Below are 15,704 nucleotides of genomic sequence, written 5' to 3' on the forward strand. Positions count from 1 at the left end.
GGCGGATTCTATCTACTGGCAGGGACGCCGGCTAATTTGTCTTCGCCTCGGTTGGCGCGGGATTGTCCATCGACGACGGCTGTGAGATATTGATCGCTTATGGCTCTACACCAATAAATACGGAACTGTGAAAGGACATCAAAAATGAGCGATATCTATAAGGCCCCGGAAGCACAGCTGACCAGCGGGGAAGAGGGCGGTGGTTACGGCTCCCTGGAACGCGGCGTAGCCGGCGACTACTCCATCTCCATCGGCGAGATTTTTGGCGAGGCCTGGCGCCGCACCAAGGGCAACAAAGGCACCGTGTGGCTGGCGATTATTCTGTATATCGTCGCGTTCGTGGTCGTTAGCTTCGTGGCCGGCATGATCACCGGTTATTCGGCTTTCGATATCGAACAGCAGGCCAACGCCTCATTTGGCTCAACCATTCTCTACCAGATTCTGGTCAACCTGATCGCCGCGCCGCTGACCGCCGGCATGATGATGATCGGTATCAAAATCGCACGCGACGAAAAAACTTCAGCTACTGAAGTGTTTGCCCATTTCGACAAGCTGCTGCCGCTGGTCGTCGCCAACATCATTATGTCCATCCTGGTAACCATCGGTATTTTCCTGCTGGTACTGCCGGGCATTTACCTGGCGGTGGCCTACATGCTGACCCTGCCGCTGATCGTCGACAAGAATCTCGGCCCCTGGCAGGCACTGGAGACTTCCCGCAAGGCGATCACCAAGCACTGGTTCGCTTTCTTCGGTTTCCTGATCGTTGCCCTGCTGCTGTACGTGGCCGGCGCACTGCCGCTGCTGATCGGCCTGATCTGGGTACTGCCGCTGCTGGCAATCGCCTTCGGTGTTGTCTACCGCAATGTCTTTGGCGGCCCGGAAAGCGCCTGATCCACCTGACCTGATGGGAGTGGTGGTTTGCTGGACACCACCTGTTTGGATACTACCTATAGCGTCGAGACCCCGGAGGGGATCGACCTGCGCGCACAGGCCGCCGGGCCTGTGCCGCGTATTCTGGCCTACGCCGTCGATGTCTTTTATCGCACGCTGATTCTTGCCGCCCTCGGCATTGCGCTGGCGTTTGCCGATCGCGCCGGCTGGGGCATATGGTTTCTGTGCTCCTTCCTGCTCGAGTGGTTCTACCCGGTTTATTTCGAAGTCATGCGCGGCGGACAGACGCCGGGCAAAAAGGCCTTTGGCCTGATGGTGGTCAACGACAACCTCACCCCCATTTCCTGGGGCGCATCGCTGTTGCGCAACCTGCTGCGTTTTGCCGACTTCCTGCCCGTCGCCTATGCGGCGGGGGTTATCTGCATGACACTCGGCCGCAACTTCCAGCGTCTCGGCGACCTGGCCGCGGGTACGCTGGTGGTCTACCACCAACCGGAAAAACCCCACACGTCGCTGCCCGATGTCGCACCGCTGGCGCCGCCCCGCGGCCTGCAGCTGCAGGACCAGCAGGCGCTGATCAGCCTGACCGAACGCCACGCCGACCTGAGTGAGGCGCGTCAGTGCGAGCTGGCCAACCTGCTGGAGCCGCTCACCGGCAAGAGAGACAAAGAGGGGCTCCATTATTTGCGCTCCGTGGGCAGCTGGCTGCTGGGTGGCAAATGAAACAGATCGATTTCGAAAACCGCTACCGCGATCGCTGGGAGCAGCTGGAAAAGTGGCTGAAGGTCGGCGACGGCGGCGCTGAAGCGGCGTCACTGGACCTGCCGGCGGCCTACCGCAGCCTGTGCCAGCAGCTGGCGGTGGCGAAAGAGCGCCAGTACACCAACCAGTTGATCGACCGCCTCAACCGGCTGGTCATGACCGCCCACCACCGCGTTTACCAGCAGCAGACGCTGCGCCGCAACACCTGGCTGTGGTACCTGCTGGCCGGCTTCCCGCGCGCGGTGCGCGCGCAGATCCGCACCGTGTGGCTGGCCACGGCGCTGTTCCTGCTGCCGGCGCTGGTGCTCGGTATCGGCAGTTACCAGAACGACGCGCTGATCTTTGCGGTCATGTCGCCGGACCAGGTGTGGCAGTTCGAATCTATGTATGACCCCGGCAACCGGGTATTGGGGCGCGAGCGCGGCTCCGACTCGGACCTGCTGATGTTCGGCTTCTATATCAAGAACAATATCGGCATCGCCTTCCGCACCTTCGCCGGCGGTGTATTGTTCGGGCTGGGGACAATTTTTTTCCTGGTGTTCAACGGCGTCTACCTGGGGGCGGTGTTCGGGCATATCACCCGTGTCGGCTTTGTCTCGACTTTCTATCCGTTCGTGATCGGCCACGGCGCCTTCGAACTCACCGCGATAGTACTGGCCGGCGCCGCCGGCCTGCGGCTGGGACAGTCGCTGGTGGACCCGGGCCGCCACCGCCGCCTGGTGGCGCTGCGCCTGGCCAGTGTCGAGGCGATGAGGATTATGTACGGCACCTTCCTGATGCTGGTTATCGCCGCCTTTCTCGAGGCCTTCTGGTCGTCGAGCACCGAGATAGCGATCGGCGTGAAACTGGCAGTCGGCGGCCTGCTGTGGCTGCTGGTCATTGCCTACTTCGCGCTCGCGGGGCGCGGAGTCGCTGGCCCTGAGCACGAGGTACAACGTGGAGCTTAGCAACCTCGCCGTACACGCGCGCCTGCGTTCGCCCTGGGAATCCATCGACCTCGGCATCGCGCTGGCGCGGCGACACTGGTGGCCACTGTTCCTGGTGTGGCTGCTGCCGGCGGCGCTGCTGTTCGCCGCCTGCCACTGGCTGCTGCCGGACTCCCCCAACTGGTCCCTGTTCCTGATCTGGTGGCTGAAACCGGCCTTCGACCGCCTGCCGCTGTTTATCGCCAGCCGCACGCTGTTCGGCGAAGCGGTTTCGGTACTCGGGGCACTGAAACAGTTCTTTGCCCAGAACCGCCGCGACTGGTTTGCCTGGCTGACCTGGCGCCGCCTCAGTGCGACCCGCTCCTTCGATTTGCCGGTGACGCTGCTGGAGCAGAGCAGCGGCGCCGCCCGCGCCGCGCGCATCGGTGTGCTGCACCGCAAACACGCCAGTGCGGCGACCTGGCTGACCCTGACCGGCTTCCACCTGGAAACATTCCTGCTGATGGCCCTGCTGGGGCTGATCTACCTGTTTATTCCCGAGCAGGTGCAGATCGACTGGATACCGCTGTTCAGCAGCGGCGCCCCGTGGTTCGAATGGGGTATCAATGCGTTCTACCTGCTGGTGATGGCCGCGGTCGCGCCCTTCTATGTCGTCGGTGGCTTCTGCCTCTATATAGGCCGGCGCATCGAACTGGAGGGCTGGGATATCGAGATCCAGTTCCACCGCCTGCGCGACCGACATCAGCGCGAGCAGAAGCAACGCGCCAGACAGGCGTCCCGCGCCCCGGCTGCCGCGCAACTGCTGTTACTGTGCGCTGTGGCGGTAACGACAGCAATATCGATTCCGCCGGCCAGCGCCGCCAGTGCGGAGACCCCCGTTCAGGCGCGGGAGACCATCGACGAGGTACTCGCCGGCGATGACTTCCATCAGGTGGAAGAGGTCAGCGGCTGGCGCCTGAAAGAGATCGAGCGCAAAGACAGCGAATTTCCCGAGTGGCTGATCGCCCTGCTCGAGTGGCTGGAAAACCGCCCTGTCGACAGCGACAGTGAATCGGACTGGGGCCCGTTTATCGGCCTGCTGATCGAGATACTGCTGTGGGCCACCGCTGCCGGTTTGCTGGCGTACCTGCTGTGGCGCTATCGCGAGCCGATTCGCCGTAGCCTGCAGTTGCGCAGGCAGGTCGAGCAGAAAAAAGCCGCTCCCGAGACACTGTTTGGCCTGGACGTGCGCCAGTCCAGCCTGCCGGCCGATGTCTGCGCCGAGGTGTTGCGCCTGTGGCAGAGCGGCGACCAGCGCGCGAGCCTGGGCCTGCTGTACCGCGCGACCCTGTCGCACCTGATCGAGTCCTACCAGTTTGAGTTCGCCGATCACCTGACCGAGAGCGAATGCGCACAGCTGGTGCAGCTGCGCCAGCAACACCCGGCGCAATCAACCGGGCAGGCCGAGGCGCAGTTGCGGCCGGTCAGTGCCGCCCTGAGCGGCTTCGTGCATCAGCTGACGACCAGCTGGCAGCAGCTGGCCTACGCCCACCGCGCGCCGGAATCCGCGCGTGTGCAAATACTGTGCGACCAGTGGCGGGAGGCGTTTGGCCGTGACCATTAAGCGCCTGCTACTGGGCCTGCTCCTGCTGTTGATCGCCGGTCTGGCCGCACTGTTTTTTACTTTTTTCGAGCGCTACACGGAACAGGTGGACCGCGGCTGGGGCCCCGCGGCCTGGCACAATCCGTTCCTGGCCGCCGAACAGTTTCTCGCCCGAACCGGGCTGCAGGCGCGCCGCGCCGACAATATCGCCGTGTTGGCGGAGCTACCGGCCGACGCCACCCTGTTTGTCGCCAGCTCCACCCAGGTCTACAACCCGCAGCGGGCGCGGGAACTGCTGGACTGGGTAGAGCGCGGCGGCCACGCGATCGTGGTCGCACACGGCGTCGCCTACGGGGAACGCGACTGGCTGCTGGAGCAGCTGCAAGTCACGCTGGAGGAGGGCCGCGAGGAGCTGATTTTCGAACACCCCTTCCGCCAGCTGCTGGACGACGATGCCGAGCAGTACCGCGGCAAGAGCGCCAGCGAAATGCTGCGCGAGCACAACCGCAAACTCAGAGCGGAAAAGGGCGCGGGCGGGAAGGCCGCGAACACAGGGGAAGACGAACCGGCGGAAGAAATAACACCGCCGCGCAATCCGGAGGTGGATCCGCAGGACCTGATAACCCTGCCGACGGACGATGGCAGTGACTACCAGCTGCACTTCGACGCCAGCTACCTGCTGCATCACCCGGCCATCGGCGCTGCCGGCCAAGGCGAAGACTTCACCACCGAGCCGGTGTTCTGGGCGAAAATCTGGCGCGATGACACCGGCGTGCCTTTTATGCAGTTCGAGCGCGGCGAAGGCCTGATCACGCTGATGGCCGATGGCGGCATCTGGCGCACGCAGCGTATCGGCCATTTCGACCACGCCTATTTCCTCGGCCTGCTCGCCACGGAGGGCGAATTCGTATTCCTGACCCAACCGCGTTTCGCCTCCCTGTTCGAGCTGGTGCGCCGTTACGCCGCCGAGTTTTTCCTCGCCGGCGGCCTGGCCCTGCTGGCGTGGCTGCTGCTGCGCGCGCGCCGCTTCGGCCCGCTGGCGGCGGAACCGGAACTGGCGCGGCGCTCGCTGCTCGAGCATATCTCCGCCTGCGGCCACTACTACTGGCGCGCGGAAAAGTGCGCGCGACTCTTACACAACCTGCGCCATGACCTGCTGCGACGCCTCGGCGGCGAGAACGCGTCCATGGAGACCAGGCGCAGGCTCTGCACAAAACTCAGTACCGCCAGCGGGCTGAGCGAATCCGCCATTGCCGCCTGCCTGTGGGGCGACCTGCCCCACAGCGAAGAGGCATTTACCGAACGCATGCGCAACCTGCAGCAAATCGAGGCAGCCCTATGAGCGACACCATCCATCAACCCGAACACCCGCAACAAGAGAGGGCCGGCGCGCACTGGCAGGCGGCCTCCGCCCAGCTGGCGCTGCTGCGCAACGCCATCAACCGGCTGCTGATCGGCCAGGAACAGGTGGTCGACCAGGTGCTGATCGCACTGCTGGCTTCCGGCCACGTGCTGCTCGAAGGCGTGCCGGGCCTCGGCAAAACACTGCTGGTGCGCTCGCTGGCCAACTGCTTCGGCGGCGACTTCCGCCGCATCCAGTTCACACCCGACCTGATGCCGGCAGACGTGACCGGCCACGCGATTTTCAATATGGGCGAGAGCCGCTTCGAAGTTCGCCGCGGCCCCGTGTTCACCAACCTGCTGCTGGCGGACGAGATCAACCGCGCCCCCGCCAAGACCCAGGCCGCACTGCTGGAAGTGATGCAGGAGAAGCAGGTCACCATCGACGGCGAGGCGCTGCCGACGCCGCGACCGTTTATGGTGCTGGCCACCCAGAACCCGATCGAGCAGGAGGGCACCTACCCGCTGCCGGAGGCGGAGCTGGACCGCTTCCTGCTCAAGGTGCTGATCGACTTCCCCAGCCACCAGGCCGAACTGAAACTGGCCGCGGCGGCCAGCAGCGGCCGCATCGAGCAGCAACTGCAGCAGGCACCCGCCGGACAGATGACTGTCGAGCAGCTGCAGCAACTGCAGACACTGCTGCCGCAGATAGCGCTGGACCAGCAGGTACTGGACTACGCCGTGCGCCTGGTGCGCGCGACCCGCGAATCCAGCCAGCTGCGCCGCGCCGCCGGTCCGCGCGCCAGTATCGGCCTGCTGCAGGCGGCGCGCGCCCAGGCACTGCTCGCCGGGCGCGAATTCGTATTGCCGGACGACGTCAAGGCGATGGCGATTCCGGTGATGCGCCACCGCGTCGCCCTGTCGCCGGATATGGAGATCGACGGCGAGACGCCGGACTCGGTACTGGCACAGATTATCGATACCGTCGAGGCGCCGCGCCTGTGAACCCGGGCCCGTCAGCCGAAACCGTAAGCCCCGCCGCCAGCGATGGTGAGCGCGCAGCAGCGCGGGCCGGCGCAACCGGCCCCAGCCGGCGCCTGGTCAGGCTGCTCGGCTACTGGTGCCTGGCGGCACTGGCGGTCAGCGGTGCCCGTATCTGGCAGCCGCAGAGCGCCGCCGCGCTGGAAAATCTGTGGTGGCTCGCGGGCACTGCACTGCTCGCCGCCGCGCTGCTGGATTTCCTCACCGGGCGCCGCGTACAGGGACTGGACGGCGAGCGCCGGCTGCCCGGCAACCTGGCGCTGGGCGTAGAGAACCAGGCGCGGCTGACGCTGCGCAACAGCGGACCGCGGGCGCTGGCATTGAATGTCAGTGACAGCCTGCCGGCACAGCTCAATGCCGAACAGCTGCCGCGCCGCGCGCAGCTGGATCCGGGTCAGCAGGTCGCCATCGACTACCCGCTGGTGCCGCACCGCCGCGGCCGCGCGGACTTTGGCGCTATCCAAGTGCTGGCGGACTCGCCCTGGGGCCTGTGGCAGACGCGAGTGCGGCTGGGCCAGCCGCAGAGCGTCAAGGTCTACCCGAATTTCCTCGGTATCTCCTCGCTGCAATCGCTGTCCACGGAACAGAGCCTGCGCTTTCTCGGCCTGCACCAGCAGCAGCGGCGCGGCGAGGGTATGGATTTCCGCCAGTTGCGCGAGTACCGCCAGGGCGACAGCCAGCGCCAGGTGGACTGGCGGGCCAGCGCGCGGCTGCGCAAGCTGATCAGCCGCGAATACCAGGACGAGCGCGACCAGGAGATCGTCTACATGCTCGACTGCGGCCGCCGCATGCGCGCCAAGGACGGCGAGCTGAGCCACTTCGACCACGCCCTGAATGCACTGCTGCTGTCCGCCTATGTGGCGATCAAACAGGGCGACGCCGTGGGCCTGCACGCCTTCGCCGCCGACGGCACTAGTTCCGGGGGCCGGCTGCCGCCGGTCAAGGGCGAGGGCGGCATCAACCTGCTGCTGAACCACGTCTACGACCTGCACTCCGGCACCGCCAACGCGGACTTCAGCGGTGCCGCCCAGCAACTGCTGGCGAGCCATCCGCGCCGCGCGCTGGTGATTCTGGTGACCAACCTGCGCGACGAGGACAGCGATGAACTGCTCGCCGCTGTGCAGCTGCTGTCCCGCTGCCACCTGGTCATGGTGGCCAGCCTGCGGGAGACCGCCGTCGACCGGCTGCTGTGCCGCCCGCTAGAGAGCTTCAATGATGCGATCGAGGCTGCTGCCGCCAGAGACTTCCTGGCACGCCGCGCCCGCCTGCTGCAACAACTGCGCGCACGCAATGTGCTGGTCGTGGATGCTGCTCCCGACCAGTTGCATATGGCCCTGGTGGAGAGCTACTGGCAACTGAAGCGCAGCGGCAGAATCTGACCTGTCGCATAGGGGAAAAAGGGTGGGATGCGTATAATGCCGCCAGCCTTTCAATGCAGGACCGATAGGAAAATGACAATGCTAAACATCCCAGGCCTGGCATCCGCGGCGGTCAAGGCCGCGCCCTTCCCGCACTTCTATCTAGAGCGCTCGGTGTCGCCGGAACATATCCAGGACCTGATCGCCGACTTCCCACAGCTGGATCAGGGCGGCAGTTTCAATATCAGGGATGTCGAGACGTCGGCGCGCTTCCGCCAGTTTGTCGAGCAGTTCGAGAGCGAAGAAGTGCGGCAGATACTCGGCGAAAAATTTGCCGTGGACCTGCAAGGCAAGCCGATGATGGCCACGCTGCGCGGCTACTCCCGCGCCAAGGACGGCCGCATCCACACCGATTCCAAGACCAAACTGATCACGGTACTGGTCTACCTCAATGAAGATTGGCAACCGCAATCGGGCCGGCTGCGAATCCTGCGCAGTGGCACCGACATGGACGATTACACCGATGAACTGCTGCCGGGGCCCAGCTCCATGGTCGCCTTCAAGGTGACCGATGACTGCTGGCACGGTTACCCCAGTTTCGAGGGCAAGCGCCAGTCCATCCAGATCAACTTCCTCACCGGCGAGGGTGTCAGGGCCAAGCACCAGTTTTTCCACAAACTGAGCGCCAAGCTGAAAGCCCTGTTCCGCTGATGGCTGCGGCAGCTAGTGCCGCGCGCAGCCTGAGTCCACCCCGATAAAAACAATGGCGCAGCGCAAACGGCCCAAATTGCAATTTCGCGCGCGCCTGTCCCAGTGGCAGGCGGCGCTGTTTCTGTGCCTGTTTCTGTGCCTGTTTCTCGCCGTGCGCGGCCTGGTGCCGGCGGGCTTTATGCCCGCATCCCTGGCCGCCGGCACGCCCTACGGCCTTTGCCACGGCGACGGCCGCAGCGCGCTGCTGCTGAATGCGCTGGCGCAATGGGAACACGCCCATCACGGTGCCGGCCACGATCACAGCGCGCTGACGGCGCAGGCCTTCGCCGACAATCACTGTAGTTTTTCCGCCGGCGCCGGTATCGCGACTGCGCCGACCCTGGAGCTGGCGCCGCTGTTCGACGGCGGTCAGCAACCGACAAATGCACCACCCCGTAATCCGCCGCAGTGGCGCCTTTATGTGCTGCCGCCGAAGCGCGCCCCGCCCATCTCCCGTTCCGCTTAGATTCCAATAATTTTCAGTTCGCGACAGGTATAGCCTCGCCGCGATTTCAGTTTATGGCGGCCGCCATTTTTGCGGCGGCCGTATTGCTATGGGAAAAAGCAATGAACGCATTCAAGAAAACCCTGCTGGCCACTTCCGTTGCCCTGGTCACACCACTGGCACTCGCCCACGACGACACCCCCGACTACCTGCCCGACAGCCACGCACCCGCCGGCGTGATGGCCGATCACCTGCACGCAAAAGGTGAATGGATGTTCGGCTACCGGGCCATGCGCGAGGAATACGCTGACGTGTACCGCGGTTCCGACGAGGTCGGCGCGATGGAGCTGGGCATGGCCGGCTACTCGATGATGCCGACGAGCATGACTATGGAGATGCACATGCTCGACATCATGTACGCAGTTTCCGACGACCTGACCCTGATGCTGATGCCCCAGTACATGACCATGGATATGTCGATGGCGATGATCGGTGGTGGACACGATCACATGGGCGGCATGGCCACAATGGATGGCATGAGCGGAACGGACGGCGGCGCTGTGATGGGCGGCCACTCGCACGATGTCGCCGGTGTCGGTGACACCATTATCGGCGGCCTCTTCCGCATCGCCGGCACTCAGGGCTATCGCCTGCACGCGACCCTCGGCTTCAGTGCGCCAACCGGCGCCGTCGACGAGAAAAATGCGGACGGGCGCTTCACACACTACGGCATGCAGCTGGGCACCGGCACCTGGGATCTGCTGCCGTCGTTAACTTACACAAGTGCGTATGAGAGACTGAGCTGGGGTGGTCAACTGTCGGCGCGACTGCCGCTGGAGGGCGAAAATGATTCCGGCTTTGCCGTCGGCGAGCGTTATGCGGCCACCGCCTGGAGTGGATACCGTGTCCTGGACTGGTTGAGCCTGTCGGTGCGGCTGCAATACACGAAGCAGGGAGATATCAACGGCCATTACAACGGCCCGCACAATCATTCCAGCCCGGCAGATCTGCAGACGAACTACGGCGGCGAGTTACTGGATTATGGCCTGGGCGTGAACCTCGTGGGTCAGCAAGGCGCCCTCGCCGGCGTACGCCTGGGGCTTGAGTGGATCGGCAACTTGACCGCCGATTACAACGGCTATCAGCTGGCACGCAAGGACGGCCTCAATATGAGCCTGAGCTACGCCTTCTGATTCTTGCAAAAAGCTATCCGCTTGCGGTCAGCGGCCGCGAGCGGGTAGATACGTATCTAGAAGCGGTAGGCAAAATTCAGTGTCAGTGAGCGCAGGTGGCCGAGGTCTACATCGGCCACCCTGCCGACATCGTTGTAGTTGTACTCGAGGGAGGTGTCGAAATCCCGCGTCCAGTTGTAGCGGTAACCGACGCCTGCGTTCCAGTAGTTATCATCACCGCTGTCATTGACAACGATAAGAGTGTCGTGCCGCTCGACGGTGCCGATATCGAAATCGCCGTAATTCCAGCCGACCATCCAGTACAGGCACTGCACGTCGCACGCCAGGCTAAAGTCGACCTTAAAATTCACGCCATACTGGTCGACATCAACCTGGTTGTCGTCAAAATTGGAGTAGCGGAACTCTACCTGCCACACCCCCACCGATGGGGTAATACCGACGCTGGCATAACCAAAGGCATCCCGGTCATCATTGATTTGCAGGCGTGCATCACCGAGACCGAGCGTGGTGATTACACGGTATTCGCCGGTACAGATACCGACGAAGGGGTTATTCCACTCAACGGCGGCTGCCGTAGCCGAGTACATCAGGGCGAAAGCAAAAAGAATTTTTTTCATTGCATCCTTCCTTGGAGCTTTTTCGTCGATCAGGGTTCTGCTTTCGGAGAGCTGTGCGCATGGCCAACGTCAATAATGGCCCAAATACCCCCGGCAAAAGCCGGATTTTTCCGTAATGCTTCCAGCTCTCCCGCAGGTGGCGGCTGCTCGCCGGCATCCAGCAGCTCCTCCAATCGCTGCAATATGGTCTCCGCCATTTTTTGCAGAGCTGTATCCAGCGTATCGGCGTGGCAGTGACAGTGGGGCAGGTCCGGAGCTATGGCACCGAAGCCGGCATATTCGATGTTGTGGACCACAACCGGATAGCGCATCGCGAGTTACTCATACGGGCATTAACTCACCAAGCGTAGACTTAAATTATTTTTTCGTGGAACAAATACGAGAAAAAATTGGCGCGCGGAAAAATAGCGGAAAAAAGAATTAATTCTTGCTGCGTATTTAGAATCGCAATTGCCTTTTATCAGCGCGGCATGCGCCCGAGCAGGGCGCGGCGGGAAAAAATCATTTCCTTGTAGGTTTGCAACAGCGAAAGATCCAGATCCGATTCGGCACCACCCAGCTCTTCCATTTGCCGCTGCAACCAGGTGATCTCCGTTTCCAGCTGCAGACGCAACCGGCGAATTTCACACTCGCTGATATTGATATGCGCGCTGCGAAGACTGGACATAGCTCTACCCCAACCGGATTTCGCGCCCGCAGGCGCGGAAAGCTTCAGTGGATTCCCGGCTCCGCCCGCCTGTCGCGGACGGAGTATTCGGTAAGCTTAGTCGAATGTCGGCTATTTCGTGAGCAAATCGCGCCAACCGTAGGAAGGGTCGCCAATGACATAGAAGAACGGGTTCAACAGGGAGTCCTTGCGGTTGTAACGCAGCAACTGAAACTGGTCATCGACCACTATGCCGCCGGCAGCCTCAACCACCGCCTGCGCAGCGGCCGTATCCCACTCGCAGGTGGGCGCCAGGCGCGGATACAGGTCCGCAGCGCCTTCCGCGACGAGGCACAGCTTCAGCGAGCTGCCCATGTTTTTACAGGCCACCGCCCCGAGATCGGTCTCGATCCGCTCGACCAGCTGATCCACGGCGCCGGCGCCGTGGCTGCGGCTGGCCACCAGCTCCACTGCCTCGCCGGCATCCAGGCGCGGCTGCAGCGGCCGCGCACTGATCACCCGATCACCCTGCGCGTCGCGCTTGAAGGCGCCATCGCCCTTGAGACCGGCATAGGTGATATTCAATACCGGCACATGCACCACCCCCAGCACCGGTTCGCCGTTGTCGATCAGCGCCACATTGACGGTGAATTCTCCGGTGCGGCGAATGAACTCCTTGGTGCCGTCGAGTGGGTCCACGATCCAGTAGCGCTGCCACTGGCTGCGCTCGGCAAAGGAGGGCATCTCCTGTTCTTCCGACAGTACCGGCACGCCGTCGATCAGCTGCGCCAGCGCGGGAGCCAGTATTGCGTGCGCGGCCAGGTCGGCGGCGGTCACCGGCGAGTCGTCCGCCTTGGTCTCCACCGCCAGCTCGGCGCTGCTGTTATACACCTCGAGGATCGCCTCGCCCGCGCGGGTACAGATCTCGATGACCCGCTCCAATAATGCCTTGTCCATAACTGCTCCCGAATCTATGAACGCCGCATTATACGCACTCGCCGGCGCCGGGCCACGGCACCGGCGGCGCCATCGGCTGCCGCTGCTAGGCGGGGAAGAGGTCGTCGATGGACAGGTAGCGCTCGCCGGTATCGTAACTGAACACCAGCACCCGGCTGCCCGCAGCGAACTCACCCTCGCGCCGCTTGACCGCGGCCAGGCTGGCGCCGGAGGAAATACCGACGAAGATACCCTCTTTCAGCGCACACTGGCGCGCCATCTCGAAGCTGTCCTCCTCGCTGACCAGGATGGTACCGTCCAGCGCTTCGGTGTTGAGGATTTCCGGCACGAAGCCCGCGCCGATGCCCTGCAGGCGGTGCAGGCCCTTTTCACCACCGCTGATCACCGGGGACTTCTCCGGCTCCACGGCCAACACCTGCAGTTGCGGCAGTTTCTCTTTGAGTACCTCGGCGCAGCCGGTGATATGGCCACCGGTGCCGACACCGGTAATCAGATAGTCCAGGCCGTCGCCAAAGTCGGCGAGAATTTCCCGCGCCGTGGTCTCGCGGTGCACCTTGACGTTGGCGGGATTGCGAAATTGCTGCGGCATCCAGCTGTTCGCATGCTCCCGCAGCAGCTCCTCGGCCTTGGCAATGGCACCGGGCATGCCTTTCTCTTTCGGGGTCAGCACCAGTTCCGCACCCATCGCCTTCATGACCTTGCGCCGCTCCACCGACATGGATTCCGGCATGGTCAGGATCAGGCGATAGCCCTTTACCGCCGCCACCATCGCCAGGCCGATACCGGTATTGCCGGACGTCGGCTCGACAATCACCCCACCGGGCTTCAGGGTACCGCTCGCCTCCGCCTCGGCGATCATCGACAGGGCGATACGGTCCTTGATGCTGCTGCCGGGATTGAAGCGCTCCACCTTCATCCACACCTCGATATCCGGGCGGAACAGATGATTAATTCTGACATGGGGGGTGTTGCCGATGGTTTCGAGGATATTGGCTGCCTTCATGGCGGAGCTCTCCCTTTAGTTAGTTCGCTGTTGGGGAATAACGCTGGCGGTTAGCGGGTGGCGCGGAAGATTGCGCCGCCGCGATCTTTGCCGAATACTCATGCTGAACGACCGGAACGATCGGTTCATTCACCCGAGCAAACCACAAAATCATAAAAATCGCGAGAAGAGACATGCATATTACCTCCAGTACCGGCAGTTCCACGCCACTGCAACGGGCCGATTTCCGGCTGCCGCTCGCCTTTGTCGCTTTCGCCGCCGTCTACATGGCCCTCGACGCCGGCGGCCTGCGCGGCCCCTGGATGGCATCGTTGAAGATTGTCCCCATCGCGATACTGGCGCTGCTCGCGCTGCGCGATCTCCGCGGCCCCACCCGCACGCTGACGCTGGCGGCACTGAGTTTTTCGGCACTGGGCGACGTGCTGCTGGCGCTGGAATTCCACAACCATTTTGTCTTCGGCCTCGGCGCCTTCCTGCTGGCACAGCTGACCTACGCGGGCAATTTCCTGCGTCGAGCGGACTTTCGCAACCAGCGCACGCTGCTGCGCGCCCTGCCGGTGCTGGCCGCCGCCCTGCTGCTGGCACAACTGCTGCTGCCGGCGGCGGGCGAGCTGGCCCCGGCGGTGCTGGTCTACCTGCTGGCGATAGTGGCCATGGCCCTGAGCGCGGCCGCGCACCGCGGCGACTCGGCACTGCTGTTCGCCGGTGCGGTGACCTTTATGGCATCGGACACACTGATCGCGCTGAACAAATTCATCGCGCCGCTGCCGCTGGCCGGCACCGCCATCATGCTGACCTATTACGGTGCCCAGATGGCTCTGCTGTACGGCATAGGTCGCGCGCGGGCATAATGGGCCGCTGACTAGGGGCGGCGGCGATCTATCCTTTGACTGCTACCGCCCCTAAACGAGAGGTACACCGACCCGATGCTCGACTGGCCCACGTTCGACTGGCAGGAAATCGACACAGTGCTGCTGGACATGGACGGCACGCTGCTCGACCTGCACTACGACAACCACTTCTGGCTAAGTCACCTGCCCCGGCGCTACGCCGAGATCCACGGCCTGGCGCTGGAACAGGCACTGCAGCAGATGAATACCGAGATAGAGGCGCGCCGCGGCACCCTCGAGTGGTACTGCCTGGATTTCTGGACCCGCGAACTGCAACTCGATATTCCGGCAATCCTGCGCGAAATCGAAGACCGCATCGCCCTGCGCCCGCAGACCGAGCTATTTCTCGAGGGGCTGCAGCAGCTGAACAAGCGCACGCTACTGGTCACCAATGCCCACCGCCGCGGCCTGGATCACAAGCTAGAAATCACCGGTATCGACCGCTGGTTCGACGGCATCGTCTCCTCCCACGACTACGGTCACGCCAAGGAGAGCGGGCACTTCTGGCGCGCGCTGCGCGAGCAGGTGGAGTTCGATCCCGCGCGCACCCTGTTCGTCGACGACAACGAGAGCGTGCTCGCCGCCGCGCGCGACTACGGCATCGCCCACCTGCTGTGCATCCGCCAGCCGGACAGCCGCGGGCCGCTGCGCGAGATCGCCGATTTTCCGGCGATTCACCTGTTCGATGAGATCATGGCCATCAGGAGTCGGTGATTCAGCTCCTCCTCCAGATGGATGGCCGCACGGCGGCGCAGGTTGGCACCTTGCGAGGTCCTGCTGTCGGGGGCCAGCCGGCAAATAGTTACCGATGAGGTTTTTTGCCGGGTGGCCACCGGCGGCAGGGCCGATCGGGGCACGTTATTAACGAACAAACCATCAGGCATCAATGGATAAAGTACGTATCGACAAGTGGCTCTGGGCCGCACGCTTCTACAAGACCCGCAGTATCGCCAAGCAGGCCATCGAGGGCGGCAAGGTCCACGCGGACGGCCAGCGGGTCAAAGCCAGCAAGGAAATCACCACCGGCATCACGCTGAGCATCCGCCAGGGCTGGGACCTGGTGGAGGTAGAGGTGCTGGCCCTGTCCGACCAGCGCCGCGGCGCCGATATCGCCCGCACCCTGTACCGGGAAACCGAAGCCAGTATCGCCAAACGCGAGCAGACCCGCGCCGAGCGCCAGGCCAGCAACGCCGGTATTCACAGCGAGCGACCGAACAAGAAGCAGAGACGCCAGATCCACCGCTTCATCCGTGAACAGGATTGACCCACCGGTACTGCGATGGCGAATTAACCGCCAGTTGC

At 63.4% G+C, this 15,704-nt stretch carries 18 protein-coding genes; 13 read left to right on the plus strand and 5 right to left on the minus strand.

The genetic code is table 11. The features are described from left to right. Window positions 1–144 precede the first annotated feature (144 nt). The 10 genes from BUC36_RS08535 (at window position 145) to BUC36_RS08580 (ending at window position 10,289) form a co-directional block, all read left to right on the plus strand. Window positions 145–891 carry a DUF2189 domain-containing protein gene (locus BUC36_RS08535; protein WP_073273640.1) on the plus strand — a complete coding sequence of 249 codons (747 nt, stop codon included), beginning with the start codon at window positions 145–147 and terminating at the stop codon, window positions 889–891. 45 nt (window positions 892–936) lie between these two features. Next, the gene (locus tag BUC36_RS08540) at window positions 937–1,614 is read left to right on the plus strand and encodes an RDD family protein (RefSeq protein WP_234994931.1); all 678 of its coding nucleotides are present in this window, start codon (window positions 937–939) and stop codon (window positions 1,612–1,614) included. Next, window positions 1,611–2,600 (plus strand): stage II sporulation protein M, encoded by a 990-nt coding sequence (locus BUC36_RS08545; RefSeq protein WP_073273642.1) that lies wholly within the window; start codon window positions 1,611–1,613, stop codon window positions 2,598–2,600. Before BUC36_RS08540 ends, BUC36_RS08545 begins: the two co-directional genes overlap by 4 nt. After that, window positions 2,590–4,182 (plus strand): DUF4129 domain-containing protein, encoded by a 1,593-nt coding sequence (locus tag BUC36_RS08550; protein ID WP_073273644.1) that lies wholly within the window; start codon window positions 2,590–2,592, stop codon window positions 4,180–4,182. The genes BUC36_RS08545 and BUC36_RS08550 overlap by 11 nt, the downstream gene beginning before the upstream one ends. Then, a complete protein-coding gene (locus BUC36_RS08555; RefSeq protein WP_073273648.1) occupies window positions 4,172–5,503 on the plus strand; it encodes a DUF4350 domain-containing protein in 1,332 nt (443 codons plus the stop codon). Before BUC36_RS08550 ends, BUC36_RS08555 begins: the two co-directional genes overlap by 11 nt. Next, window positions 5,500–6,507: an AAA family ATPase gene (locus BUC36_RS08560; protein WP_073273650.1), complete on the plus strand. Its 1,008-nt coding sequence runs from the start codon at window positions 5,500–5,502 to the stop codon at window positions 6,505–6,507. Before BUC36_RS08555 ends, BUC36_RS08560 begins: the two co-directional genes overlap by 4 nt. Next, window positions 6,504–7,922 (plus strand): DUF58 domain-containing protein, encoded by a 1,419-nt coding sequence (locus BUC36_RS08565; protein ID WP_084535745.1) that lies wholly within the window; start codon window positions 6,504–6,506, stop codon window positions 7,920–7,922. Before BUC36_RS08560 ends, BUC36_RS08565 begins: the two co-directional genes overlap by 4 nt. 78 nt (window positions 7,923–8,000) lie before the next feature. After that, window positions 8,001–8,612, plus strand: a complete 612-nt coding sequence (locus tag BUC36_RS08570) for a 2OG-Fe(II) oxygenase (protein WP_234994932.1) — start codon at window positions 8,001–8,003, stop codon at window positions 8,610–8,612. A gap of 52 nt (window positions 8,613–8,664) precedes the next feature. Next, window positions 8,665–9,117 carry a hypothetical protein gene (locus BUC36_RS08575; protein WP_073273654.1) on the plus strand — a complete coding sequence of 151 codons (453 nt, stop codon included), beginning with the start codon at window positions 8,665–8,667 and terminating at the stop codon, window positions 9,115–9,117. Window positions 9,118–9,218: 101 nt separating this feature from the next. Next, window positions 9,219–10,289, plus strand: coding sequence for a transporter (locus BUC36_RS08580; protein WP_073273656.1), 1,071 nt, complete (start codon window positions 9,219–9,221; stop codon window positions 10,287–10,289). Between the two features lie 56 nt (window positions 10,290–10,345). Here the strand turns inward: BUC36_RS08580 and BUC36_RS08585 are convergent, their stop codons facing one another. From BUC36_RS08585 to cysK, 5 genes are all read right to left on the minus strand, one after another. Further along, window positions 10,346–10,906 carry an outer membrane beta-barrel protein gene (locus BUC36_RS08585; RefSeq protein ID WP_073273658.1) on the minus strand — a complete coding sequence of 187 codons (561 nt, stop codon included), beginning with the start codon at window positions 10,904–10,906 and terminating at the stop codon, window positions 10,346–10,348. Window positions 10,907–10,935: 29 nt separating this feature from the next. Continuing rightward, window positions 10,936–11,217: a type II toxin-antitoxin system HicB family antitoxin gene (locus BUC36_RS08590; protein ID WP_073273660.1), complete on the minus strand. Its 282-nt coding sequence runs from the start codon at window positions 11,215–11,217 to the stop codon at window positions 10,936–10,938. 149 nt (window positions 11,218–11,366) lie between these two features. Next, window positions 11,367–11,573: a hypothetical protein gene (locus tag BUC36_RS08595; protein ID WP_073273662.1), complete on the minus strand. Its 207-nt coding sequence runs from the start codon at window positions 11,571–11,573 to the stop codon at window positions 11,367–11,369. 111 nt (window positions 11,574–11,684) lie between these two features. After that, a complete protein-coding gene (cysQ, locus tag BUC36_RS08600) occupies window positions 11,685–12,509 on the minus strand; it encodes a 3'(2'),5'-bisphosphate nucleotidase CysQ (protein WP_073273664.1) in 825 nt (274 codons plus the stop codon). Window positions 12,510–12,594: 85 nt separating this feature from the next. After that, window positions 12,595–13,512, minus strand: a complete 918-nt coding sequence (gene cysK / locus BUC36_RS08605) for a cysteine synthase A (protein ID WP_073273666.1) — start codon at window positions 13,510–13,512, stop codon at window positions 12,595–12,597. 173 nt (window positions 13,513–13,685) lie between these two features. Between cysK and BUC36_RS08610 the strand changes: the two genes are divergently transcribed. The 3 genes from BUC36_RS08610 (at window position 13,686) to BUC36_RS08620 (ending at window position 15,666) form a co-directional block, all read left to right on the plus strand. After that, window positions 13,686–14,363, plus strand: a complete 678-nt coding sequence (locus tag BUC36_RS08610) for a lysoplasmalogenase (RefSeq protein WP_073273668.1) — start codon at window positions 13,686–13,688, stop codon at window positions 14,361–14,363. Between the two features lie 75 nt (window positions 14,364–14,438). Beyond that, the gene (yrfG, locus tag BUC36_RS08615; RefSeq protein WP_073273670.1) at window positions 14,439–15,116 is read left to right on the plus strand and encodes a GMP/IMP nucleotidase; all 678 of its coding nucleotides are present in this window, start codon (window positions 14,439–14,441) and stop codon (window positions 15,114–15,116) included. Window positions 15,117–15,288: 172 nt separating this feature from the next. Then, window positions 15,289–15,666 (plus strand): RNA-binding S4 domain-containing protein, encoded by a 378-nt coding sequence (locus BUC36_RS08620; protein ID WP_073273672.1) that lies wholly within the window; start codon window positions 15,289–15,291, stop codon window positions 15,664–15,666. The last annotated feature ends 38 nt before the right edge of the window (window positions 15,667–15,704 follow it).

The sequence above is a fragment of the Microbulbifer donghaiensis genome (assembly GCF_900129095.1).
GTDB lineage: Bacteria > Pseudomonadota > Gammaproteobacteria > Pseudomonadales > Cellvibrionaceae > Microbulbifer > Microbulbifer donghaiensis.